Annotated in this window: 14 protein-coding genes; 9 read left to right on the top strand and 5 right to left on the bottom strand. The window is 39.3% G+C overall.

The window, feature by feature from the left end:
* Positions 1-25 precede the first annotated feature (25 nt).
* The 4 genes from FZF08_RS22310 to FZF08_RS22295 all read right to left on the bottom strand — a co-directional run bounded on the left by FZF08_RS22310 (position 26) and on the right by FZF08_RS22295 (position 4,954).
* Positions 26-730 (bottom strand): L-ribulose-5-phosphate 4-epimerase, encoded by a 705-nt coding sequence (locus tag FZF08_RS22310; protein WP_159473593.1) that lies wholly within the window; start codon positions 728-730, stop codon positions 26-28.
* 86 nt (positions 731-816) lie between these two features.
* On the bottom strand, positions 817-2,307 hold the full coding sequence (gene araA, locus FZF08_RS22305) for an L-arabinose isomerase (protein WP_159473591.1): 1,491 nt from the start codon (positions 2,305-2,307) through the stop codon (positions 817-819).
* A 42-nt stretch (positions 2,308-2,349) separates the two neighbouring features.
* On the bottom strand, positions 2,350-4,020 hold the full coding sequence (locus tag FZF08_RS22300; protein WP_159473588.1) for a ribulokinase: 1,671 nt from the start codon (positions 4,018-4,020) through the stop codon (positions 2,350-2,352).
* 223 nt (positions 4,021-4,243) lie between these two features.
* Positions 4,244-4,954 carry an NrtR DNA-binding winged helix domain-containing protein gene (locus tag FZF08_RS22295; RefSeq protein WP_159473585.1) on the bottom strand — a complete coding sequence of 237 codons (711 nt, stop codon included), beginning with the start codon at positions 4,952-4,954 and terminating at the stop codon, positions 4,244-4,246.
* A 226-nt stretch (positions 4,955-5,180) separates the two neighbouring features.
* On the opposite strand from FZF08_RS22295, the gene FZF08_RS22290 reads away from it, so the two are divergent.
* The 5 genes from FZF08_RS22290 to FZF08_RS22270 all read left to right on the top strand — a co-directional run bounded on the left by FZF08_RS22290 (position 5,181) and on the right by FZF08_RS22270 (position 11,025).
* Positions 5,181-5,765, top strand: a complete 585-nt coding sequence (locus FZF08_RS22290; RefSeq protein WP_159473583.1) for an RNA polymerase sigma factor — start codon at positions 5,181-5,183, stop codon at positions 5,763-5,765.
* Positions 5,766-5,855: 90 nt separating this feature from the next.
* Positions 5,856-7,694 carry an alkaline phosphatase gene (locus FZF08_RS22285; RefSeq protein WP_159473580.1) on the top strand — a complete coding sequence of 613 codons (1,839 nt, stop codon included), beginning with the start codon at positions 5,856-5,858 and terminating at the stop codon, positions 7,692-7,694.
* 1,001 nt (positions 7,695-8,695) lie between these two features.
* Complete coding sequence (locus tag FZF08_RS22280; protein ID WP_159473577.1) at positions 8,696-9,781, top strand: S9 family peptidase; 1,086 nt, start codon at positions 8,696-8,698, stop codon at positions 9,779-9,781.
* Positions 9,782-10,048: 267 nt separating this feature from the next.
* Positions 10,049-10,243: a hypothetical protein gene (locus tag FZF08_RS22275; protein WP_159473574.1), complete on the top strand. Its 195-nt coding sequence runs from the start codon at positions 10,049-10,051 to the stop codon at positions 10,241-10,243.
* 317 nt (positions 10,244-10,560) lie between these two features.
* Positions 10,561-11,025: a hypothetical protein gene (locus FZF08_RS22270; RefSeq protein WP_159473571.1), complete on the top strand. Its 465-nt coding sequence runs from the start codon at positions 10,561-10,563 to the stop codon at positions 11,023-11,025.
* Positions 11,026-11,093: 68 nt separating this feature from the next.
* Here the strand turns inward: FZF08_RS22270 and FZF08_RS22265 are convergent, their stop codons facing one another.
* On the bottom strand, positions 11,094-11,531 hold the full coding sequence (locus FZF08_RS22265; protein WP_159473568.1) for an Rrf2 family transcriptional regulator: 438 nt from the start codon (positions 11,529-11,531) through the stop codon (positions 11,094-11,096).
* Positions 11,532-11,780: 249 nt separating this feature from the next.
* Here FZF08_RS22265 and hmpA point away from each other — a divergent pair, with 249 nt between their 5' ends.
* The 4 genes from hmpA (at position 11,781) to katG (ending at position 17,650) form a co-directional block, all read left to right on the top strand.
* Positions 11,781-12,995, top strand: a complete 1,215-nt coding sequence (gene hmpA, locus FZF08_RS22260; protein ID WP_229216649.1) for an NO-inducible flavohemoprotein — start codon at positions 11,781-11,783, stop codon at positions 12,993-12,995.
* A gap of 244 nt (positions 12,996-13,239) precedes the next feature.
* Positions 13,240-13,998: a ThuA domain-containing protein gene (locus FZF08_RS22255; RefSeq protein WP_159473565.1), complete on the top strand. Its 759-nt coding sequence runs from the start codon at positions 13,240-13,242 to the stop codon at positions 13,996-13,998.
* Positions 13,999-14,180: 182 nt separating this feature from the next.
* A complete protein-coding gene (locus tag FZF08_RS22250; protein WP_159473562.1) occupies positions 14,181-15,056 on the top strand; it encodes an alpha/beta hydrolase in 876 nt (291 codons plus the stop codon).
* 317 nt (positions 15,057-15,373) lie between these two features.
* On the top strand, positions 15,374-17,650 hold the full coding sequence (katG, locus tag FZF08_RS22245) for a catalase/peroxidase HPI (protein ID WP_159473559.1): 2,277 nt from the start codon (positions 15,374-15,376) through the stop codon (positions 17,648-17,650).
* Positions 17,651-17,968: the final 318 nt, after the last annotated feature.

Raw genomic sequence — 17,968 nt, 5'->3', positions numbered from 1 at the left:
CACATTAACAATTAACCCTTAACCATTAATAATTACTTTGCCCGTAATAAGCATCTTTCCCGTGTTTTCTGAAAAAGTGTTTATCGATCAGGCTTTGTTTTATTGATGCTACATTTGGGTTAATTTGCAAAGTTAAATAGGCCATTTTTGCAATTTCTTCTAAAACTACTGCGTTATAAACCGCTTTTCCAGGATCCTTACCCCATGTAAAAGGTCCATGGCAAGCAACCAATACCATTTCAACTTCTTCCGGACTTAGGCCCAACTGATTAAACAGATCAAGAATTTGGTTGCCAGTTTCATGTTCATAATCTCCTTGAATCATAAGATCTGTCATTACTTCGGTAACTGGAACCGGTGCGACTAAATGATCAGCATGGGTGGTGCCAAGATTCGGTATAGACATTCCCGCCTGCGCCCAGGCTACTGCATAGGTTGAGTGCGTATGACAAACACCACCAATGGATGGGAAATTCCTGTACAGCAAAGTATGCGTTTTAGTATCAGACGATGGACGCATATTTCCTTCCACCAGAACATTATCAAGATCAACGATTACTATGTCATCAATCTTTAACTTACGATAAGGTACACCGCTTGGTTTGATGGCAATAACACCCGCTGCACGGTCAATTCCGCTTACATTTCCAAAAGTAACAATAGCCAGCTCTTCCTTCGGAATTTCCATGTTGGCTTCGTAAACCTCTTCTTTTAAATATTTATATACCATTTTATTAATCTAAAACACGGAAAAAACCGAGTACTTTACCAGTTGATTTCAATATTAACATACGGAAAAAATTGTATTATGCCGTGTCACTTATAGTAAGCTTCGCTCCATCTCAATTCATTTTTCAACTGACGTAGTGTTGTATTTTTATCAATAACGACCAGTTCAACGCCTACCATTTCTGCAAACATTTCGATTTGTTCCGTGCCAATATTTTGACTAAAAACCGTGTGATGCGCACCACCGGCATAAATCCAGGCTGCGCAACCGGTTTTCATATCAGGAGCCGGTTTCCAGAGCGCACGCGCTACGGGAAGTTTTGGTAAATCCTCTTCAACTGCAACGGCTTCTACTTCATTCACAAGCAATCGAAACCTGTTGCCCATATCAATAAGTGATACATTGATTGCAGGACCGGCAGGAGCATTGAAAACCAACCGAACCGGATCTTCTTTGCCTCCTATTCCCAGAGGATGGATTTCACAGGAAGGCTTGCCAGCTGCAATGGTAGGACAAATTTCAAGCATGTGGGAGCCCAAAACCAGATTTCTATCCGGATTGAAATGATAGGTATAATCTTCCATAAATGAATTCCCTCCCGGTAAACCACTTCCCATGACTTTGAGCGCACGAACCATCGCCGAAGTTTTCCAGTCGCCCTCACCCGCATAACCGTAACCAGCCGCCATCATACGTTGTGAACCAATGCCCGGCAACTGCTTCATTCCGTATAGATCTTCGAAAGTATTGGTATATCCTTTAAAATTCCCATCTTTTAGAAAATATTTCAATCCCAGCTCTATTCTGGCAGCATCTTGTAAGGCCGTATATTTTTCTTTCCCTTTATGCAGAGATGTAGCCAGTTGGTATTGTTCCAGATACTCGGTAATTAATTTATCAACCGCCTCGTCAGAAACCTGGTTAATTACTTTTACCAGATCACCGACGGCATAGGTATTCACCGAGAATCCAAATGTCATCTCAGCGGCAACTTTATCACCATCCGTTACGGCTACCTGGCGCATATTATCCCCAAAGCGCGCAAATCTAGCCCCGTTCAAGTCATTTTTGGCAGCAGCAACCCTTGCCCATGATGCAAGACCATCAATCACATCCTTTTGCTGCCAATGCCCAACGATTACCTTTCGGTTTATCCGCATCCGTGTCATAATATAACCAAATTCACGATCACCATGAGCTGACTGGTTCAGGTTCATAAAATCCATATCAATATCTTTCCATGGAATATCGCGGTTAAACTGCGTATGAAGATGGAGCAACGGTTTTTGTAAAATCTGCAAACCACGAATCCACATTTTAGCAGGAGAGAAAGTATGCATCCAGGCTACAATACCAACGCAACTTTCTGAAATATTGGCATCCTGACAAATACGGTATATTTCTTCCGGAGATTTTACAACAGGCTTAAAAACAACACGAACTGGTATTTCAGAATTTTTATCAAAAAAATTGCTTATTATTTGGGAATGTTCATCCACCTTGCGAAGCGTTTCGTCCCCATATAAATCCTGGCTACCGGTAACAAACCATATTTCAAATTGCTTTAAATCCAACATTGTGGCTGACTGTCTAAAATATTTTGGATAATTATTGCTGTATTAAACTACTTTCAAATCTTCAAACTTATTCTCCCTTGTACCAAATTCTACGAATTCCCCTGCTTTTAGATAGCGTTGGTACAGTTTTTCATAAATCTGCACCATTTCAGGCCTTGGATGATATTCTTTATCAAATCCTGAGTTCATAGCCTGCTGAGCCTCTGGAAGTGTTTGATGAATTCCGGATGCGACCGCAGCGAACATTGCCGCTCCAAGCGCGCAGGCCTGATCCGACGATGCAACTTTAATAGGCATATTCATGACATCAGCAAGCGTTTGCATCACAAAACCTGATTTTTTTGCCACGCCGCCAATAGCGATAACTTCTCGGATCGGTACTCCTTCTCTGATAAAACGATCGGCTATACTCTTGGAACCAAACGCTGTTGATTCAACAAGTGCTTTAAAGATCCTCGCCCCGTCACTGGCAAGGTTAAGCCCGAAAATGGCTCCTTTCAAAGTGTGATTTGCATCAGGAGTGCGCCGCCCGTTGAGCCAATCTATGGCAACAACATCATTTTCAGTGACAGGCAAAAGTGCGGCTTGTGCCGATAAATGCGGCAGCAGTTTTTCAGAAAGTTCTTTGGCGGCATTTTCTCCCAAAATCTCAGAGACCGGTGTAACAATCAGTTTGGCAAACCATGCATAAATATCTCCAAAACCCGACTGACCGGCTTCCATACCCAACATACCAGGCACTATTGAGCCATCAACCTGACCGCAAATCCCCTGTATCAACAAATGGCCGATTTCTTCATTTGGAGCGACCAGCATATCACAGGTTGATGTTCCGATCACTTTGCAAAGCGCATAAGGCTCTATTAATGCTCCCACAGCACCCATGTGACAATCAAATGCCCCGACTCCTATGATTACATCTGAGGGGATACCCAGTTTCTCAGCCCATTGAGCCGAAATAGTTCCCATAGGTTTGTCAGAAGTGTCTGTTTTTGAAAAAAGACGATCACGTATTCCGGCTAAAAGCGGATCCAGCGCGACAAAAAATTCCTCAGAAGGGAGCCCGTCAAATTCATTATGCCATAACGCTTTGTGACCTGCTGCACAACGAGATCTGAGCATGGTCAATGGATTGGTAATACCAGTCAGTTCCGCTGAAATCCAGTCACAATGTTCTACCCATGAAAATGCGGATTCCCTTACCTTTTCATCAATCCGAAGCGTTTTTAATATTTTTGCCCAGAACCATTCGGATGAATAAATTCCGCCAACGTATTTTGTATAATCTGTATCCCAATGATGCGCAAGCTGATTTATCTCCTCTGCTTCTGCGTTCGCGGTATGATCTTTCCAAAGGATAAACATTCCGTTCGGATTGTCCGCAAATTCGGGCAGAAGTGCCAGCGGAGTTCCGTTTCTATCCACAGCCACAGGAGTGGACCCGGTTGTGTCAATAGAAATTCCCGTAATATTTTCACGAACATCAGCACCCGCATTTTTTAAGGCGCCGGTCACGCAGGATTCCAGACCTTCAAGATAATCCAATGGATGTTGCCTGAAACGCGAAATGGATGGATCACAATATTTCCCTTCTTTCCATCTTTTATATTCATGCACAGCAGTCCCAGCTGTTTCTCCTGTATTCGCATTTACGATCAGCGCCCGAACCGAATCGGTACCATAATCAATGCCTATTACGTACTTGTTTTTCATAGGGTATAAGACCGTATACTTATAAATTCCGGACAAATTCGGGAAATAAATGATTACAAAAGCTGACGATCATACAGGGTCCGCATACCAACAATATCATAATCCATTTTGCAATTGTGATTAATCAGCTTGTAAATATAATAAAATTTATTTTTAGTGTATATATGACACAATTGAAATAGTGAAAAAAATATTATTGTTTAATCAGGATTTTAAAGCAATGTTATAGCTTAACTGGCTTCATCGAATCCGGCATAAAATTCCAAAATGCATGAAATTTCTCCTTGTACCGGATCGTATCCAGTTTATACAATGTTGCCTTTTTTGTAGCAGAATTGTTGTTTTTACTCCCAGTATCAATAAGTAAGCCCGTTGATAGCAATTTTCTACTAAAATTTCGTCTGTCCAGTGGTGTATTATAAATGGCTTCGTACAATTTCTGTAATTGAGGAATTGTAAAAAGTTCGGGTAAGAGTTCAAATCCGATCGGGTGCAATGCAGCCTTATAACGTAGATGTTCAATAGCCTGGCTAACCATTTCGTCATGGTCAAAAATTAGCCCTGGACGTTGATCAAGACTTATCCATGAAGCATTATGATTTTTTACGGCTTCGGAATCATGCTCTTCAATTTGTATTAAAGCAAAAAAAACGACTGAAACAGTTCTCTCCGCCGGATCACGGTTTACTTTACCAAATGTTTCAAGCTGTTCGACATATATATTGTTCAATCCCGTAAGATCAAATATAATTCTTGCCGCCCCTACTTCCAGATCTTCTTCTTCTCTTAGAAATCCACCCATCAGCGACCATTTCCCCTTTTCCGGTTCAAGATTTCGTTTCACAAGAAGTAATTTTATATCTTTTCCGTCAAAACCGAAAACGATACAATCAATAGCAAGCAAAATGCGCGAAGTGACGGGGTACCTATACATAAAAATTTAAGCGTATTACTTCTGACAGATTAGGTGGGCAAAATACAAATTCTCACAAGCTTAGTACTAAACTCTACGACATTTTAAAGTTTATTAACTTATTATTATCAAAAAATAAAAGACAACCGGATTACTTAACTTTCAAGTAAAGGGAATGAGCAAATTTAGACTGATTTTTGTTAAAAATTTCTTACTTTAATCTGAAAAGATTGAGGCGTTGAAACTTATGAGCCAGCTGTACATTACCTATTCTGATGAAAATATTCTCGAGCTGATTGGTCAGGACGACGAACTTGCGTTTGAAGAGCTTTATGAACGGTATTTCAAAGTTTTGTTCAATTATGTCTTTTCCAAAGTTGGGGATCAGTTTTCTGCACAGGAAATTGTCCAGGAATTATTTGTAAATATCTGGCAGCAGCGTCAGAAAAATCAGATACAGGCGTGCCGTCCATTTTTGTTTGCAGTAGCAAAAAAATCTGTTATCAATTTTTACAGAAAAGAATTTACCCGAAAACACCATTACAATCAATGGGAAATCCAGGCATCCGCCATTTCCGACCTGACAGACCAGACAATTCTTACTGCTGATTTGCAAAATAAATATGAACGGGCACTGGAAATGTTACCTACCAAATGCCGGGAAGTCTTCATCAGAAGCCGTCAGGGACTGTCCAACCGTGAAATTGCCGCCGAATTAATTATTTCTGAAAAAACTGTCGAACAACATATTACAAAGGCGCTCCGGATTTTGAGACAACATTTGAAGGAACATTTAACCTACCTGATTATTTTTTTTCAATTATTTTTATAATTACAATAAGGGTAATTTACTTCGCACACTACTTTTATTCCAAACTAATATTTATTTAATTTTCGTTCATACAGAACGTCCTTGCCATTTATGAAGTTTATCATCCCTGCTTTCCTTTCCGCTTTTCTTTTTGTTAATACGGTTGATGCACAAAGTCCGGTTAAATACACCGCTGCACAGGCACATTCACACAACGACTACGCACAGAACATTCCTTTCCTGCGTGCTTACTATCAGCAATTCGGTTCTATTGAGGCCGATATCTTCCTGAAAAACGACAGTATTTTTGTAGCGCACGATCAAAAATATATTACCTCGAAAAATACTTTCAACGCGCTCTATTTAAAACCGATCCTTGATCAGATTGAAAAGAATAAAGGAAGTATATATCCTGACAAGAATCTTAGTTTGCAGTTACTAATCGATTTAAAAACACCAGGCAAGGAAACCATCGCGGCCCTGATAAAAGAATTGAAACCACATACCAATATTTTTTATCCAAAAGGAACTGTTAAAATTGTTTTGAGCGGTGAAGTACCTTCTCCTGAGGAATTTGAACAATACCCTGATTACCTGTTTTTCGACGGCAGACCGGACATTCAGTATACCAAAGGACAGCTTGAAAAAATAGGTTTAATCAGTCAGGATTTTACAAAATATACGCACTGGAATGGAAAAGGAATTTTGGTTAAAAGTGATAAAAATGCCATTGAAGCTGTAATCAAGAAGGTACATGAAAAAGGTAAAAAAGTGCGTTTTTGGGCCACTCCGGATAATGTCAACGCCTGGAAAATGCTTATGAACATGGGGCTTGATTATCTTAATACTGATAAGGTAGAAGAACTGGGCCCTTATCTGAGAAACCGTCCCGATGCAGAATATACCGCCCAAAACATTCAGCCAGTTTACCAGCCTACGTATCGTAATAATGACAAAGAATCAAAAGTCAGAAATATAATTTTATTGATAGGTGACGGCATGGGATTGGCGCAGATTTATTCTGGCGTAACGGCCAATCGAGGGGAACTAAACCTTACCAGGTTTTTGAATATCGGCTTTTCCAAAACCAATGCCGCAGATAGTTACATTACTGATTCTGCCGCCGGAGCTACGGCGATGGCTACCGGAAAAAAAGCCAGAAACAGAGCTATTGGGGTAGACACAAACAATATTCCGCTTCTTAACTTACCGGACAAAATTAAACCTCTTGGTATCAAAACAGGCCTGATATCTGCCGGGAATATTGTTGATGCAACTCCTGCTGCCTTTTTTGCACATCGGTCCGACAGAAGCATGGAAGCTTTGATTGCTCACGATTACCTGAAATCACCCGTCGATATTTTGATCGGAGGCGGATCAGCACTTTTCAATAAAGAAAAGATTTCCGATTCACTCCAGTTAAAAGGGATTCAATATTCAAATCAGTGGCAGGATTTAAATACGTTAAAAACTCCGTTTGTACTTTTAAATGACGCTAAAACCGTTTCAATACTAAATGGGCGTGGTAATTTCCTGGCAGAGGCTTTTAAAAAAACGCAGGAATCGCTTGTAAAAAATAAAAAAGGATTTTTCATTATGGCTGAAGGAGCCCAGATCGATTACGGCGGACACGCCAATAAAGTGCCATATGTAGTAACCGAAATGCTGGATTTTGATCAATTGATCGGAGAAGCGATGCGTTTTGCGGATAGTAACGGTGAAACCCTTGTTATCGTTACAGCAGATCACGAAACGGGCGGTATGACTTTACTCGACGGCGATTTGAAAAAAGGATATGTGGACGGACATTTTAGCACCAATGATCATACTTCTGTCATGGTCCCGGTTTTTGCCTATGGCCCGCATTCTATGGATTTTAGAGGGGTATATGAAAATACAGAGATTTATGAAAAGATATTGAGGCTTTTTAATTTGTACGGTAAGAAATAGAATATCAACAAAATACATATTATCGAAAAGGCTGCCGGAAAGATTTTTATATCATTGAAAAAGTAGCCGACAATATTAATCTTTTGAATTTACCAAAAAATTAACAAAACGAGCAGGATACCCGAGGTATCCTGCTCGTTTTGTTAATCCTCAAACTTAAATACATTTAAGTGCCTCATAAAAAACCGAGGGCATTTTTATTTACCGGATCATCCGTTGTTTTAGAGCGCTATTCTTTTTAACTTAACAGTTTAAGCAATTACAAAATTTTTACTACAAAAAAATCAAAGTATTGCTACGGTATAATTTGTTTTTCCAGCTTACTTTTGAAACACAATATAAAGTACCTGTTTCCGCAGCTTCATGGCTCTATGCACATATCTAATATCCCTCTCAATAAAAATATGTAGCCGCCAACGCTATTTCTTGACAAAAACTGACTTGCAACGCACAGCAAAAAATGTGACTACGCTTTATAATTAAAAGATTTGTCAGCGTATGGTAAGGTTTTTAAAATAACTGTTTACCCTTCTTATTTCAGATTATGCCCTCCTAAGTCAGGAGGGCATTTATAAGATTCGGGTCCCTAATTTCAGAAAAATGTTGTAATACAGCTGTTTACTATTTTAAAAATGTTTCCTTAACCGTTTATAATAAACATGAGATAATGATTAAAAAAATCTGCCAGGTCAAAAACTGATAACAAAGCAGAAAGTAATACCTTTATTAACTACGTAATAGTGTATGTTTGAAATGTGAAGAGGGTGGCATATTTAATGATAATTGAACAAGTGTGTGTGTAATACGTGGAAAAATTCAAAGCTCATTCTAAAATGTTTTTGATTCATCCTATTGCCAAATGTAATATCAGTCCAGAAAATTGTTTGTAGCATTAAATTTAAGATTTCGTAGATATACTTCTACGTAATATTTATTCCAAATTAGATTATACTTACCTCCGGTACTCTATATGCGAGTGCTACAAAAATTGGCTAAAAATCATGTTTGTAAAATCCGGCTTTCATACGAAACAGGTTCTTTTGTTTATAAGCCTGCTTCTGGTATTTCAGTTAAACCTTTTATACGGGCAGGCGCCGGTATATGTTCCGGAATGTAAAGTCGAGCTGGATTTCAGGACTTTGTTGGCAAGGCCAGCCACAACAATTAGCCATTATTCAGTCACTTCAATTACTGATTCTGTATTGATAGAAAACGGATACTTCTATTCTGAGAAAACAGAAAAAGTGCCATTTCTGATTAATAAACCTGTTTCTTCTAAGCTCAAAAAACTGCCCGTTATTATCATCCTGCATGGTACTGGCGGAAGTAAGGATGATAAGGATATAAAAGATTTATTATACCACTTCTCAAAACTGGGTTTTATGGCAATGGCTATTGACGCCCGTTTTCATGGCGAAAGAGCAGGAATTAATAACAAAAATAACCAGCGTTATACGGATGCTATTATGGCAGCCTGGGAAAATAATGATCCAAAAAAGCAGACTTATCCATTTTTCTATGATACCGTTTATGATCTCTGGAAACTCACAGATTATCTGATCACCAGAAGTGACGTTGACTCCACAAGAATTGGAATGACAGGAATTTCCATGGGCGGTATCCAGACCTGGATGGCTGCTTCTGTTGATAAGAGAATAAAAGTAGCCGTGCCTATAATTGCCGCACAAAGTTTCAAATGGTCGTTGGAAAATAATCGCTGGCAGGGACGCGCCGGAACCATTTGGGCTGCGCATGAAAAAGCAGCAAAAGATCTCGGAGATACGGTTGTGAATGCTAAAAATGTGGCAGAACTCTGGCATAAAATACTGCCAGGCATTCTGGATGAATTTGATTGCCCTTCCATGATCCGTCTTTTTGCACCACGGCCACTGCTTTTGTTAAGTAATGCAGAAGATCAGAATTGTCCTTTGCCAGGTGCTGAAATTGCTTTCAAATCTGCACGGGATTCTTATCAATTAAAAAATGCAACTGAAAAATTAAAAATCAACGTGTCTCCTGATGAGCCGCACCGTTTTCTTCCTCAGCATTTAAAACTGGCTTCTGAATGGTTTATTCAATGGCTATAAAAATCTGTTGCCGTTAAAGCCAAATAGTCAAGTCAGTCTATTTTCATGGTTTGGTATTTTAGTTATTTATATTTTGGTTGTAATCATCGCTTTTTAATACCCGTCGACGGCGGAAAAAGCCGTCGGACGGGCGGCTCGAAATACATTTATCAGAAAATGAATTTCGCTTCCCTATTTCACAAAAATATGATTTAGGCCTTACACACCTTGTATAAGTTTTTTTCAGGCATGAAAATTGACTGTGGTACAAAACCAAATTTCATTACCATGAAAAAGATTTCAAAAGAAAAGGGTAGAAACACCAAAAGGAATAAACTGGGTGTAAAAAATTCACTTGTCAATAACATCAACGCGCGGAAGAAAAAGGGAATTTCAAAACCTAAAACAAAGAAAACGGTAAGCAAAAAAGCCTACTCCGGGATGAAAAAAAATTGGGGTAAAAAGAAACAAAAGAATTATTGATCAATTAAGGTTACTCACCCACACAAACCAGGTCCAGATACTGAAAGTCAAAACTAGAATCGGTAAGTGGCGAAATCGCTTCCATTTTGATCGATGATGGCTTAACATCTTTGCTTTGACATAAAGGCACAAAGCAAAACTGATCAATGATAAAGTAGAATAAATTTTCATGAGAAGGCGCCCTATCGTCTAAAAAAGCCGATTTTTATTTAAAAACATAGAATTAATTTTAGTCTTTATAGGCATAATTAACTTTTGCAACCTTATATTTGTTACAAGCGAAAACCCTGTAAAAACCCCTCAAACATAAGCTTGTTATGTACAATCTTTTGATTTTTGAAAGTGATTCCATTTTTAAGATTGGAATAGCACACCGGTTAGAAAAAGAAAACAAACACATCACTATTGAGACCGCTGAAAGCATTAGTAAAGTCTTCCAAAAGTCGCTTTTCATGGCTAGTGAACAAAAAGACGGCTATGATTTATTCATTGTTTCAGTAAATAAACAAGAGGATGACGTAATTTCATTTATTCAATATGTGATCCGTAATAAACCTGAATTACCGATTCTTGTTTTTTCCTATGAAACCAATGACTGGCTTCTAAAACAGGGAATTAATTGCAGACAAAATCTGGGAAGATATATCAAAAAAGTTTCGTGCTGGCAGGATATTCACCAGGAAGTGAAAAAACTTCTGACCGACCCGGTTATTCTTTCTTCTTCTACCAGGGAAATTAGTACGGATTTCAAGCTGGCTAGCCGCAAAGTTGGCGATAGTTGATTAAATTTTATACAAATAAAAAATAGGCTGTGTTAGGCTCACAAGACCATCGTTTTTATTTTGAATCCTCACCTCTCTTTGATAAAACTCAAACCAAGGTTAAGACTTTTATTAAAATCAACAATCGTAGCGGATTCCAACGTGGCCTGGATTTTATTGCGAATAATTTTAAATTCGTTATGCAATGGGCACGGTTTGGTTTCTGAACAATTTTTAAGACCCAGTCCGCATCCTACAAAAATATTATCTCCATCCACCGCCCTGACAATATCCGCCAAGGTTTTTTTCTTGGAATTCTGATCAATATAGAAACCACCGTTAGGGCCTTTATTAGATTGTACAAGTCCTCGTTTGCTGAGATCCTGTAATATCTTGGCAATAAAATGTACAGGAGAATCTATCCCGGCAGCAATTTCCCTGATGCCAACCTTATCACCGTTTTCGGATTTCTGAGCAATAAAAATCACCGCCCTTATCGCATACTCACATGTTTTTGAAAAAACCATTTTTCCATTATTTATAGAACAAAGATACTTAATATCGAACAAGTAAAAGATATAAAACTCTTTTTTTAAATATTGTGTGCTTGATTATGAAAAATAAATTAAATAATAAAAGAGTAAAACATCTTTTATTATTTAATTTATGCATTACCTTTACATCGTAAATCAGAAATGGAATTAAATATATAAAAGATAAAAAGGTGTTAATATATTTAAAAGCCGATTTCGATACTTAATTTTAAATTAACTTATATGATTACCACAGATCAAAAAAACATTATTAAGGCAACTGTGCCTGTTTTAAAAGAAAATGGTGTTTTACTAACTGACCATTTTTACAAACGGATGTTTGTTCACAATCCTGAACTGAAAAACGTATTTAACCTGAGCAATCAGCAAAATAACAGACAGCAAACTGCCCTCGCAATGGCGATTCTTGCTTATGCAGAGAACATTGAAAATCCTGCTGTTTTGATGCCGGCGGTCCATGGGATCGGACAAAAACATGTGAGCCTGGATATTCGGCCGGAGCATTATATTATCGTTGGAAAACATCTCATCGCATCCATCAGCGAAGTTTTGGGAGAAGCCGCCACACCAGAAATTCTGGATGCATGGGAAGTCGCTTACAACCAGTTGGCGCAGATCATGTCTGGTCATGAAAATAGATTGTATAGTGAAAAAGTCAAAATAAAAGGAGGTTGGAGTGGTTGGAAACCTTTTGTTGTCAAAGAAAAAGTAATCGAATCCTCCGAAATTACATCTTTCCATTTATACCCCTCAGATCAGGGGCCGGTGGCTGGTTTTGCGCCGGGTCAGTATCTGAGCATCCGTCTTTTTATCCCTGAATTAAATTTGCTTCAGCCAAGACAATATAGTATTTCAAGTGCTCCCAATGGTTTATACTACCGGATTTCAGTAAAAAAGGAAACCGCTCTTAACCTGAACCCTGACGGGCTGATCAGCAACCGTTTGCATGATTTTGTAAATATCGGCGACATACTGGAAGTTACTGCACCGGCTGGAAGTTTTACACTAACCGCCGACAATGATCACCCTGTGGTTTTCATTAGCGGCGGGGTTGGCCAGACACCATTGATCAGTATGCTGGAAGAACTGATCAAAAGCGGAAGCAAAAAACCTGCTACATGGATTCATGGCTGCCGGAATAAAAAAGCACATGCTTTTAAGGAAACAATTGAATACTGGTCTGGTGAAAAAAAGGCAGTAAAAAAGCATATTTTCTATAACGAGACCGATCAGGAATCCGAATCAGAAAATCAATATAAAGGCTGGGTAGACCTTAATATTTTAGGAGATGAATTGTTAACACCAAATACAGAATACTATATCTGCGGCCCCGGACCTTTTATTACAAAACATTATACAGAACTTATTGCCAAAGGAATTCAGGCGCAATCCATTCATTTTGAAGAATTTGGCCCGCAAACGCTTCATCTAAATTAGCAAAAACGATAAATCTGTCTTTATTAAAAAAATAGGGCAGATTTTTAGCATTCCGATTTGGTATTAATTTGTTGGTTCCGGAAAATTTGTCCGTTTAAATATAACAAATCAGAAGATTGAAAATATAAACGGCTGAACACAAAAGTATATTCAGCCTAGATTCTGTCTTTATGTTACGTGTAAACGGTCAGGTTAAAAAATTCAGATTCCGGGACATATTAAACCATACTAATTTTTATTCACAATGCTAAAAAAATCACTGGTACTTCTGCTTGTCATCGCAGGTGCAGTTTCCGCCCAGGCTCAGCAGTTCAAAGTATTGCTATTTACGAAAACAGCAGGATTCCATCACGAGTCCATTCATGAAGGTGTTGATGGCGTAAGAAAAATTGCGGCAAGACATAATTTCACTGTGGACTGGCAGGAAAATGCTTCCGTTTTCAACGAAAAGCAACTAAAAGATTACGCTGCCGTTATTTTCCTCAACACTACCGGCGACATTCTGAATGAAGAGCAGCAGGTTGCTTTTGAAAAATTCATTCAGTCGGGTAAAGGCTGGGTGGGCATCCACGCTGCTGCTGATACAGAGTATGAATGGCCTTGGTATACCAAAATGGTGGGTATGATGTTCAAAATCCACCCTTCACAACAGACTGCTTATCTGGATGTTGTGGATAGTAATTTTCCGGGACTTGAACGCTTTCCAAAAAGAATGCTTTGGACTGACGAATGGTATGAATATCAAAAACCATACAAATCAAACGATCTAAAATTCCTGATCGGACTTGACGAAAAAACCTACGACCCAAAAACAAAATGGGGTGATAATGAAGGCAAAGGAATGGGCGATTTTCATCCGATGTCATGGTATCACAAATATGATGGTGGCCGCGCATTTTATACCGGTCTTGGCCACATAGGACTTGTATATTCCGACCAGTCATTTCTGGATCACTTATATGGTGGGATTTATTGGGCTGCGACGGGGAAAGGAATCAAGTAGAGGTTCTTTATCCAAATTGGACTTACATCAATTAACAAAACTGCCTCTGTTCGTTAGAATAGCGGCAGTTTTGTTAATGGACGGTTGATTATCGATGTATAATAAAATCGTAATTTAGACGAATTAAAAACTAAGCATTTTTCATCCTTCCAAAAACGGCTAACGAACCTTAAAATAATTTCATGAAACTTCTAACCACCATTTTCTTATTTACAATTTCAACTACGCTGACTTTTGCCCAACTAAATAAACCTTCACAAAAAGATGACAGTAAACCTTTTGTTTTGGGTGTTATTGATGAAATCCAGTCAACGATATTATCCGAAAAGCGAATATTAAATATTTATCTTCCGGAAGGTTACAATAAAAATGATACTACCAAATATGCAGTGGTATATCTTCTTGACGGCTCAGCGGATGAAGATTTTATCCATGTAAGCGGGCTTTTCCAATTCAATAATTTCTCCTGGATCGACCGTGTTCCAAAATCAATTATTGTCGGAATTGCCAATGTTGACCGAAAAAGAGATTTCACCTACCCTACCACCCTTGACTCAGATAAAAAAAGATATCCAACCGCTGGTCATTCCGACAAATTCACAAACTTTTTGGAAAAAGAATTACTGCCTTTTATTGAAAAAAAGTATAAAACGAATGCATCCAAAATGCTGATAGGACAATCACTGGCCGGACTTTTCGCCACTGAAATTTTACTTAAAAAACCAACATTGTTTTCAAAATACATAATCATCAGCCCCAGCCTTTGGTGGGATAATGGTTCATTGTTAAATCAATCTTCCGCTATTTTACAGGATGATTTTTCTCAAAAAACGGATATTTACATCGGCGTTGGAAAAGAGGGATTGACTCCTGGTGAGACTCCCCGCGTTATGGAAGTCGATGCAAATTTATTAACTGAGAAATTAGTTAAAACCAAAAGTAAAAATGTGACGGTTCACTTTGATTATTTACCTCAGGAAGATCATGGAACAATCACACATCAGGCAATTTTTAATGCGCTGAGAATGCTTTACCCGGTTAGTACCAAGACTAAATAATTAAAGATTGTACGAATTTTCATTAGTTTCTGTGTGCTAAGATTTCTTATTTGGCTTAAAAAGTTACAATTCTAATACAAACTGGAAAGATGTATGGACTTTAACTTGGCCCAGTAGAGAATGGTGAAGGCGTATCTTGCCTTCACTAATTTTATTCGGTATCCGTTCAATTATGACCTTACAGCAAGTTAATAGATTTTAACTATTGAATCATAGAATTAATCGATTGTGATTATTACTTATGATATTATAACTTTATTGTTCTGCACAAATACAAGGTGCTCGTAAGTGTTGACTTAATACATGAACTAATTAAAATGGAAAAAGAATCAGACGACATCAGTAAATGCCCTTTTCATAATGGCACTCTGAACCTAAAAGACGACGTGCAAAAGGTTGGCGGTGCCGGAACCAGAAATCGTGACTGGTGGCCAAATCAGTTAAAATTGAGTATTCTGCGGCAGCATTCTTCCTTGTCAAACCCGATGCAGGAAGATTTCAACTATGCTGAAGCGTTTAAAAGTCTGGATCTCGAAGCCGTTAAACAAGATCTTCATGCGCTCATGACCGACTCTCAGGATTGGTGGCCAGCAGATTTTGGCCATTACGGTCCTTTGTTCATACGGATGGCCTGGCACAGTGCTGGAACCTACCGCGTGGGTGATGGCCGTGGCGGCGCAGGTGCAGGACAACAGCGTTTCGCTCCGCTGAATAGCTGGCCGGATAACGTAAGTCTTGATAAAGCGCGCAGATTGCTTTGGCCAATCAAACAAAAATATGGTCGTAAAATATCATGGGCCGATTTGCTGATTCTTACGGGTAATGTTGCCCTGGAATCAATGGGCTTCAAAACATTCGGTTTTGCAGGCGGTCGTGCAGACGTATGGGAGCCGGATGAAGATATATACTGGGGTTCTGAATCTACCTGGCTGGGTAATGACCACCGTTATGGTCAAGGTTCGGCAGGTGTTGCAGGGCACGGTGTGGTATCATCAGATGAAGATCCGGGACGCAATATCCATTCACGCGATCTGGAAAATCCGCTTGGTGCCGCTCACATGGGGCTTATTTATGTGAATCCGGAAGGCCCTGATGGAAATCCTGATCCGATCGGTTCTGCGAGAGATATTCGTGAAACATTTGCCCGTATGGCAATGAACGACGAAGAAACGGTTGCGCTGATAGCAGGCGGACATAGTTTTGGAAAAACCCATGGAGCAGCTACGTCTGACCATGTTGGAAAAGAACCCGAAGCGGCTGGTTTGGAATCACAAGGATTTGGCTGGAGCAACAGCTATGGCTCTGGCAGTGGTGCTGACGCTATTACCAGCGGACTTGAAGTCATTTGGACGAAAACACCGACGCAATGGAGCAACAATTTTTTCGAAAACCTGTTTGCATTTGACTGGGAATTGACCAAAAGTCCTGGAGGTGCGCATCAATGGGTTGCCAAAAATGCCGAGGCAATTATTCCAGATGCATTTGATAGCAGCAAAAAACATGCACCAACCATGCTTACAAGCGATCTTGCGCTAAGACTTGATCCTGCATATGAAAAGATATCAAGACGCTTTTTAGAGAACCCGGATGAATTTGCAGATGTTTTTGCCCGTGCGTGGTTCAAGTTGACGCACCGCGATATGGGTCCACGTGAAAGATATCTGGGTCCGGATGTACCTCAGGAGGACCTGATCTGGCAGGATCCTATTCCTGTCGTTAACCATGCACTGGTTGATGAAAGCGACATTTCGGCATTGAAAGCAAATATACTTGCATCCGGATTGAGCATCTCAGAACTGGTTTCTACCGCATGGGCTTCTGCGAGTACCTACCGTGGTTCAGACAAGCGTGGTGGTGCCAATGGCGCACGTGTTCGTCTGGCTCCTCAGAAAGACTGGAAAGTAAACAATCCGTCTCAACTAAAAAAAGTATTAAGTACGCTTGAAAGTATTCAGGAGGAATTTAATAGCAACCAGTCAGCGGGCAAAAAAATATCCCTGGCCGATTTGATCATTCTGGCAGGTAATGCCGGTGTTGAAAAGGCAGCAGGAAATACCCTTACTGTTCCATTCATTCCCGGCCGCATGGATGCATCTCAGGAGCAGACTGACATTGAGTCGGTAGGTTATCTTGAACCGATTGCTGATGGTTTCCGTAACTATCAGAAAGCAAAGTTCTCTGCTTCAACAGAAGAATTACTGATTGACAAAGCACAATTATTAACACTAACCGGGCCTGAATTAGCCGTATTAGTAGGTGGTTTGCGCGTCTTGGACATCAATTTCGACGGCTCAAAAAATGGTGTTTTCACTGCACGCCCTGGTCATCTAACCAATGATTTCTTTGTAAATCTGCTTGATATGCGTACAGCGTGGAAAGCGATTTCGGAAGATAAGGATGTGTATTTAGGAAGCGACCGCACAACTGGTCAGCCAAAATGGACGGCCTCACGCGCCGATCTTGTATTCGGTTCTAATGCAGAACTAAGAGCGATTGCAGAAGTATACGGAAGCTTTGATGCCCAAGACAAATTTGTAAAAGATTTTGTTGCGGCCTGGACCAAAGTAACGAATCTGGGCAGATTTGATTTGTAAAAGTTAACCGGATAATAAATAAAAAGGCCGTTCCGAAAATATTCGGGACGGTTTTTTATGTTTTAACGATTCAAAGTAAATTAGATTTTCCAGATTTAATTCAAAAGCAGAAACATAATATCTGCCAGCCATTCCTTTTTAGTCATGTTTATTCTACTTTCAGTTGAACTGCATTATTAGCCTTTTGAAATACAATTCCGTCAGCTTCAAGTTCTTTCAGTTGCCATGACACAACCTTATTACTACCTTAGGCAGCTTTTAGAGAGTTTATTAAATCAGAAGATTAATTAACAAAAAGGCAACTGCCTCTTAAAAGAT

Source organism: Dyadobacter sp. 3J3 (assembly GCF_009801115.1).
Taxonomy (GTDB): domain Bacteria; phylum Bacteroidota; class Bacteroidia; order Cytophagales; family Spirosomataceae; genus Dyadobacter.
The sequence above is the reverse complement of the archived record's forward strand: the minus strand, read 5'-3'. Positions and strand labels throughout refer to the sequence as shown.

What these genes read in the sequence shown, in the direction of transcription:
- FZF08_RS22310 (WP_159473593.1), bottom strand. Translation starts at nt 730, where the DNA reads ATGGTATATAAATATTTAAAAGAAGAGGTTTACGAAGCCAACATGGAA.
- araA (WP_159473591.1), bottom strand. Translation starts at nt 2,307, where the DNA reads ATGTTGGATTTAAAGCAATTTGAAATATGGTTTGTTACCGGTAGCCAG.
- FZF08_RS22300 (WP_159473588.1), bottom strand. Translation starts at nt 4,020, where the DNA reads ATGAAAAACAAGTACGTAATAGGCATTGATTATGGTACCGATTCGGTT.
- FZF08_RS22295 (WP_159473585.1), bottom strand. Translation starts at nt 4,954, where the DNA reads ATGTATAGGTACCCCGTCACTTCGCGCATTTTGCTTGCTATTGATTGT.
- FZF08_RS22290 (WP_159473583.1), top strand. Translation starts at nt 5,181, where the DNA reads ATGAGCCAGCTGTACATTACCTATTCTGATGAAAATATTCTCGAGCTG.
- FZF08_RS22285 (WP_159473580.1), top strand. Translation starts at nt 5,856, where the DNA reads ATGAAGTTTATCATCCCTGCTTTCCTTTCCGCTTTTCTTTTTGTTAAT.
- FZF08_RS22280 (WP_159473577.1), top strand. Translation starts at nt 8,696, where the DNA reads ATGTTTGTAAAATCCGGCTTTCATACGAAACAGGTTCTTTTGTTTATA.
- FZF08_RS22275 (WP_159473574.1), top strand. Translation starts at nt 10,049, where the DNA reads ATGAAAAAGATTTCAAAAGAAAAGGGTAGAAACACCAAAAGGAATAAA.
- FZF08_RS22270 (WP_159473571.1), top strand. Translation starts at nt 10,561, where the DNA reads ATGTACAATCTTTTGATTTTTGAAAGTGATTCCATTTTTAAGATTGGA.
- FZF08_RS22265 (WP_159473568.1), bottom strand. Translation starts at nt 11,531, where the DNA reads ATGGTTTTTTCAAAAACATGTGAGTATGCGATAAGGGCGGTGATTTTT.
- hmpA (WP_229216649.1), top strand. Translation starts at nt 11,781, where the DNA reads ATGATTACCACAGATCAAAAAAACATTATTAAGGCAACTGTGCCTGTT.
- FZF08_RS22255 (WP_159473565.1), top strand. Translation starts at nt 13,240, where the DNA reads ATGCTAAAAAAATCACTGGTACTTCTGCTTGTCATCGCAGGTGCAGTT.
- FZF08_RS22250 (WP_159473562.1), top strand. Translation starts at nt 14,181, where the DNA reads ATGAAACTTCTAACCACCATTTTCTTATTTACAATTTCAACTACGCTG.
- katG (WP_159473559.1), top strand. Translation starts at nt 15,374, where the DNA reads ATGGAAAAAGAATCAGACGACATCAGTAAATGCCCTTTTCATAATGGC.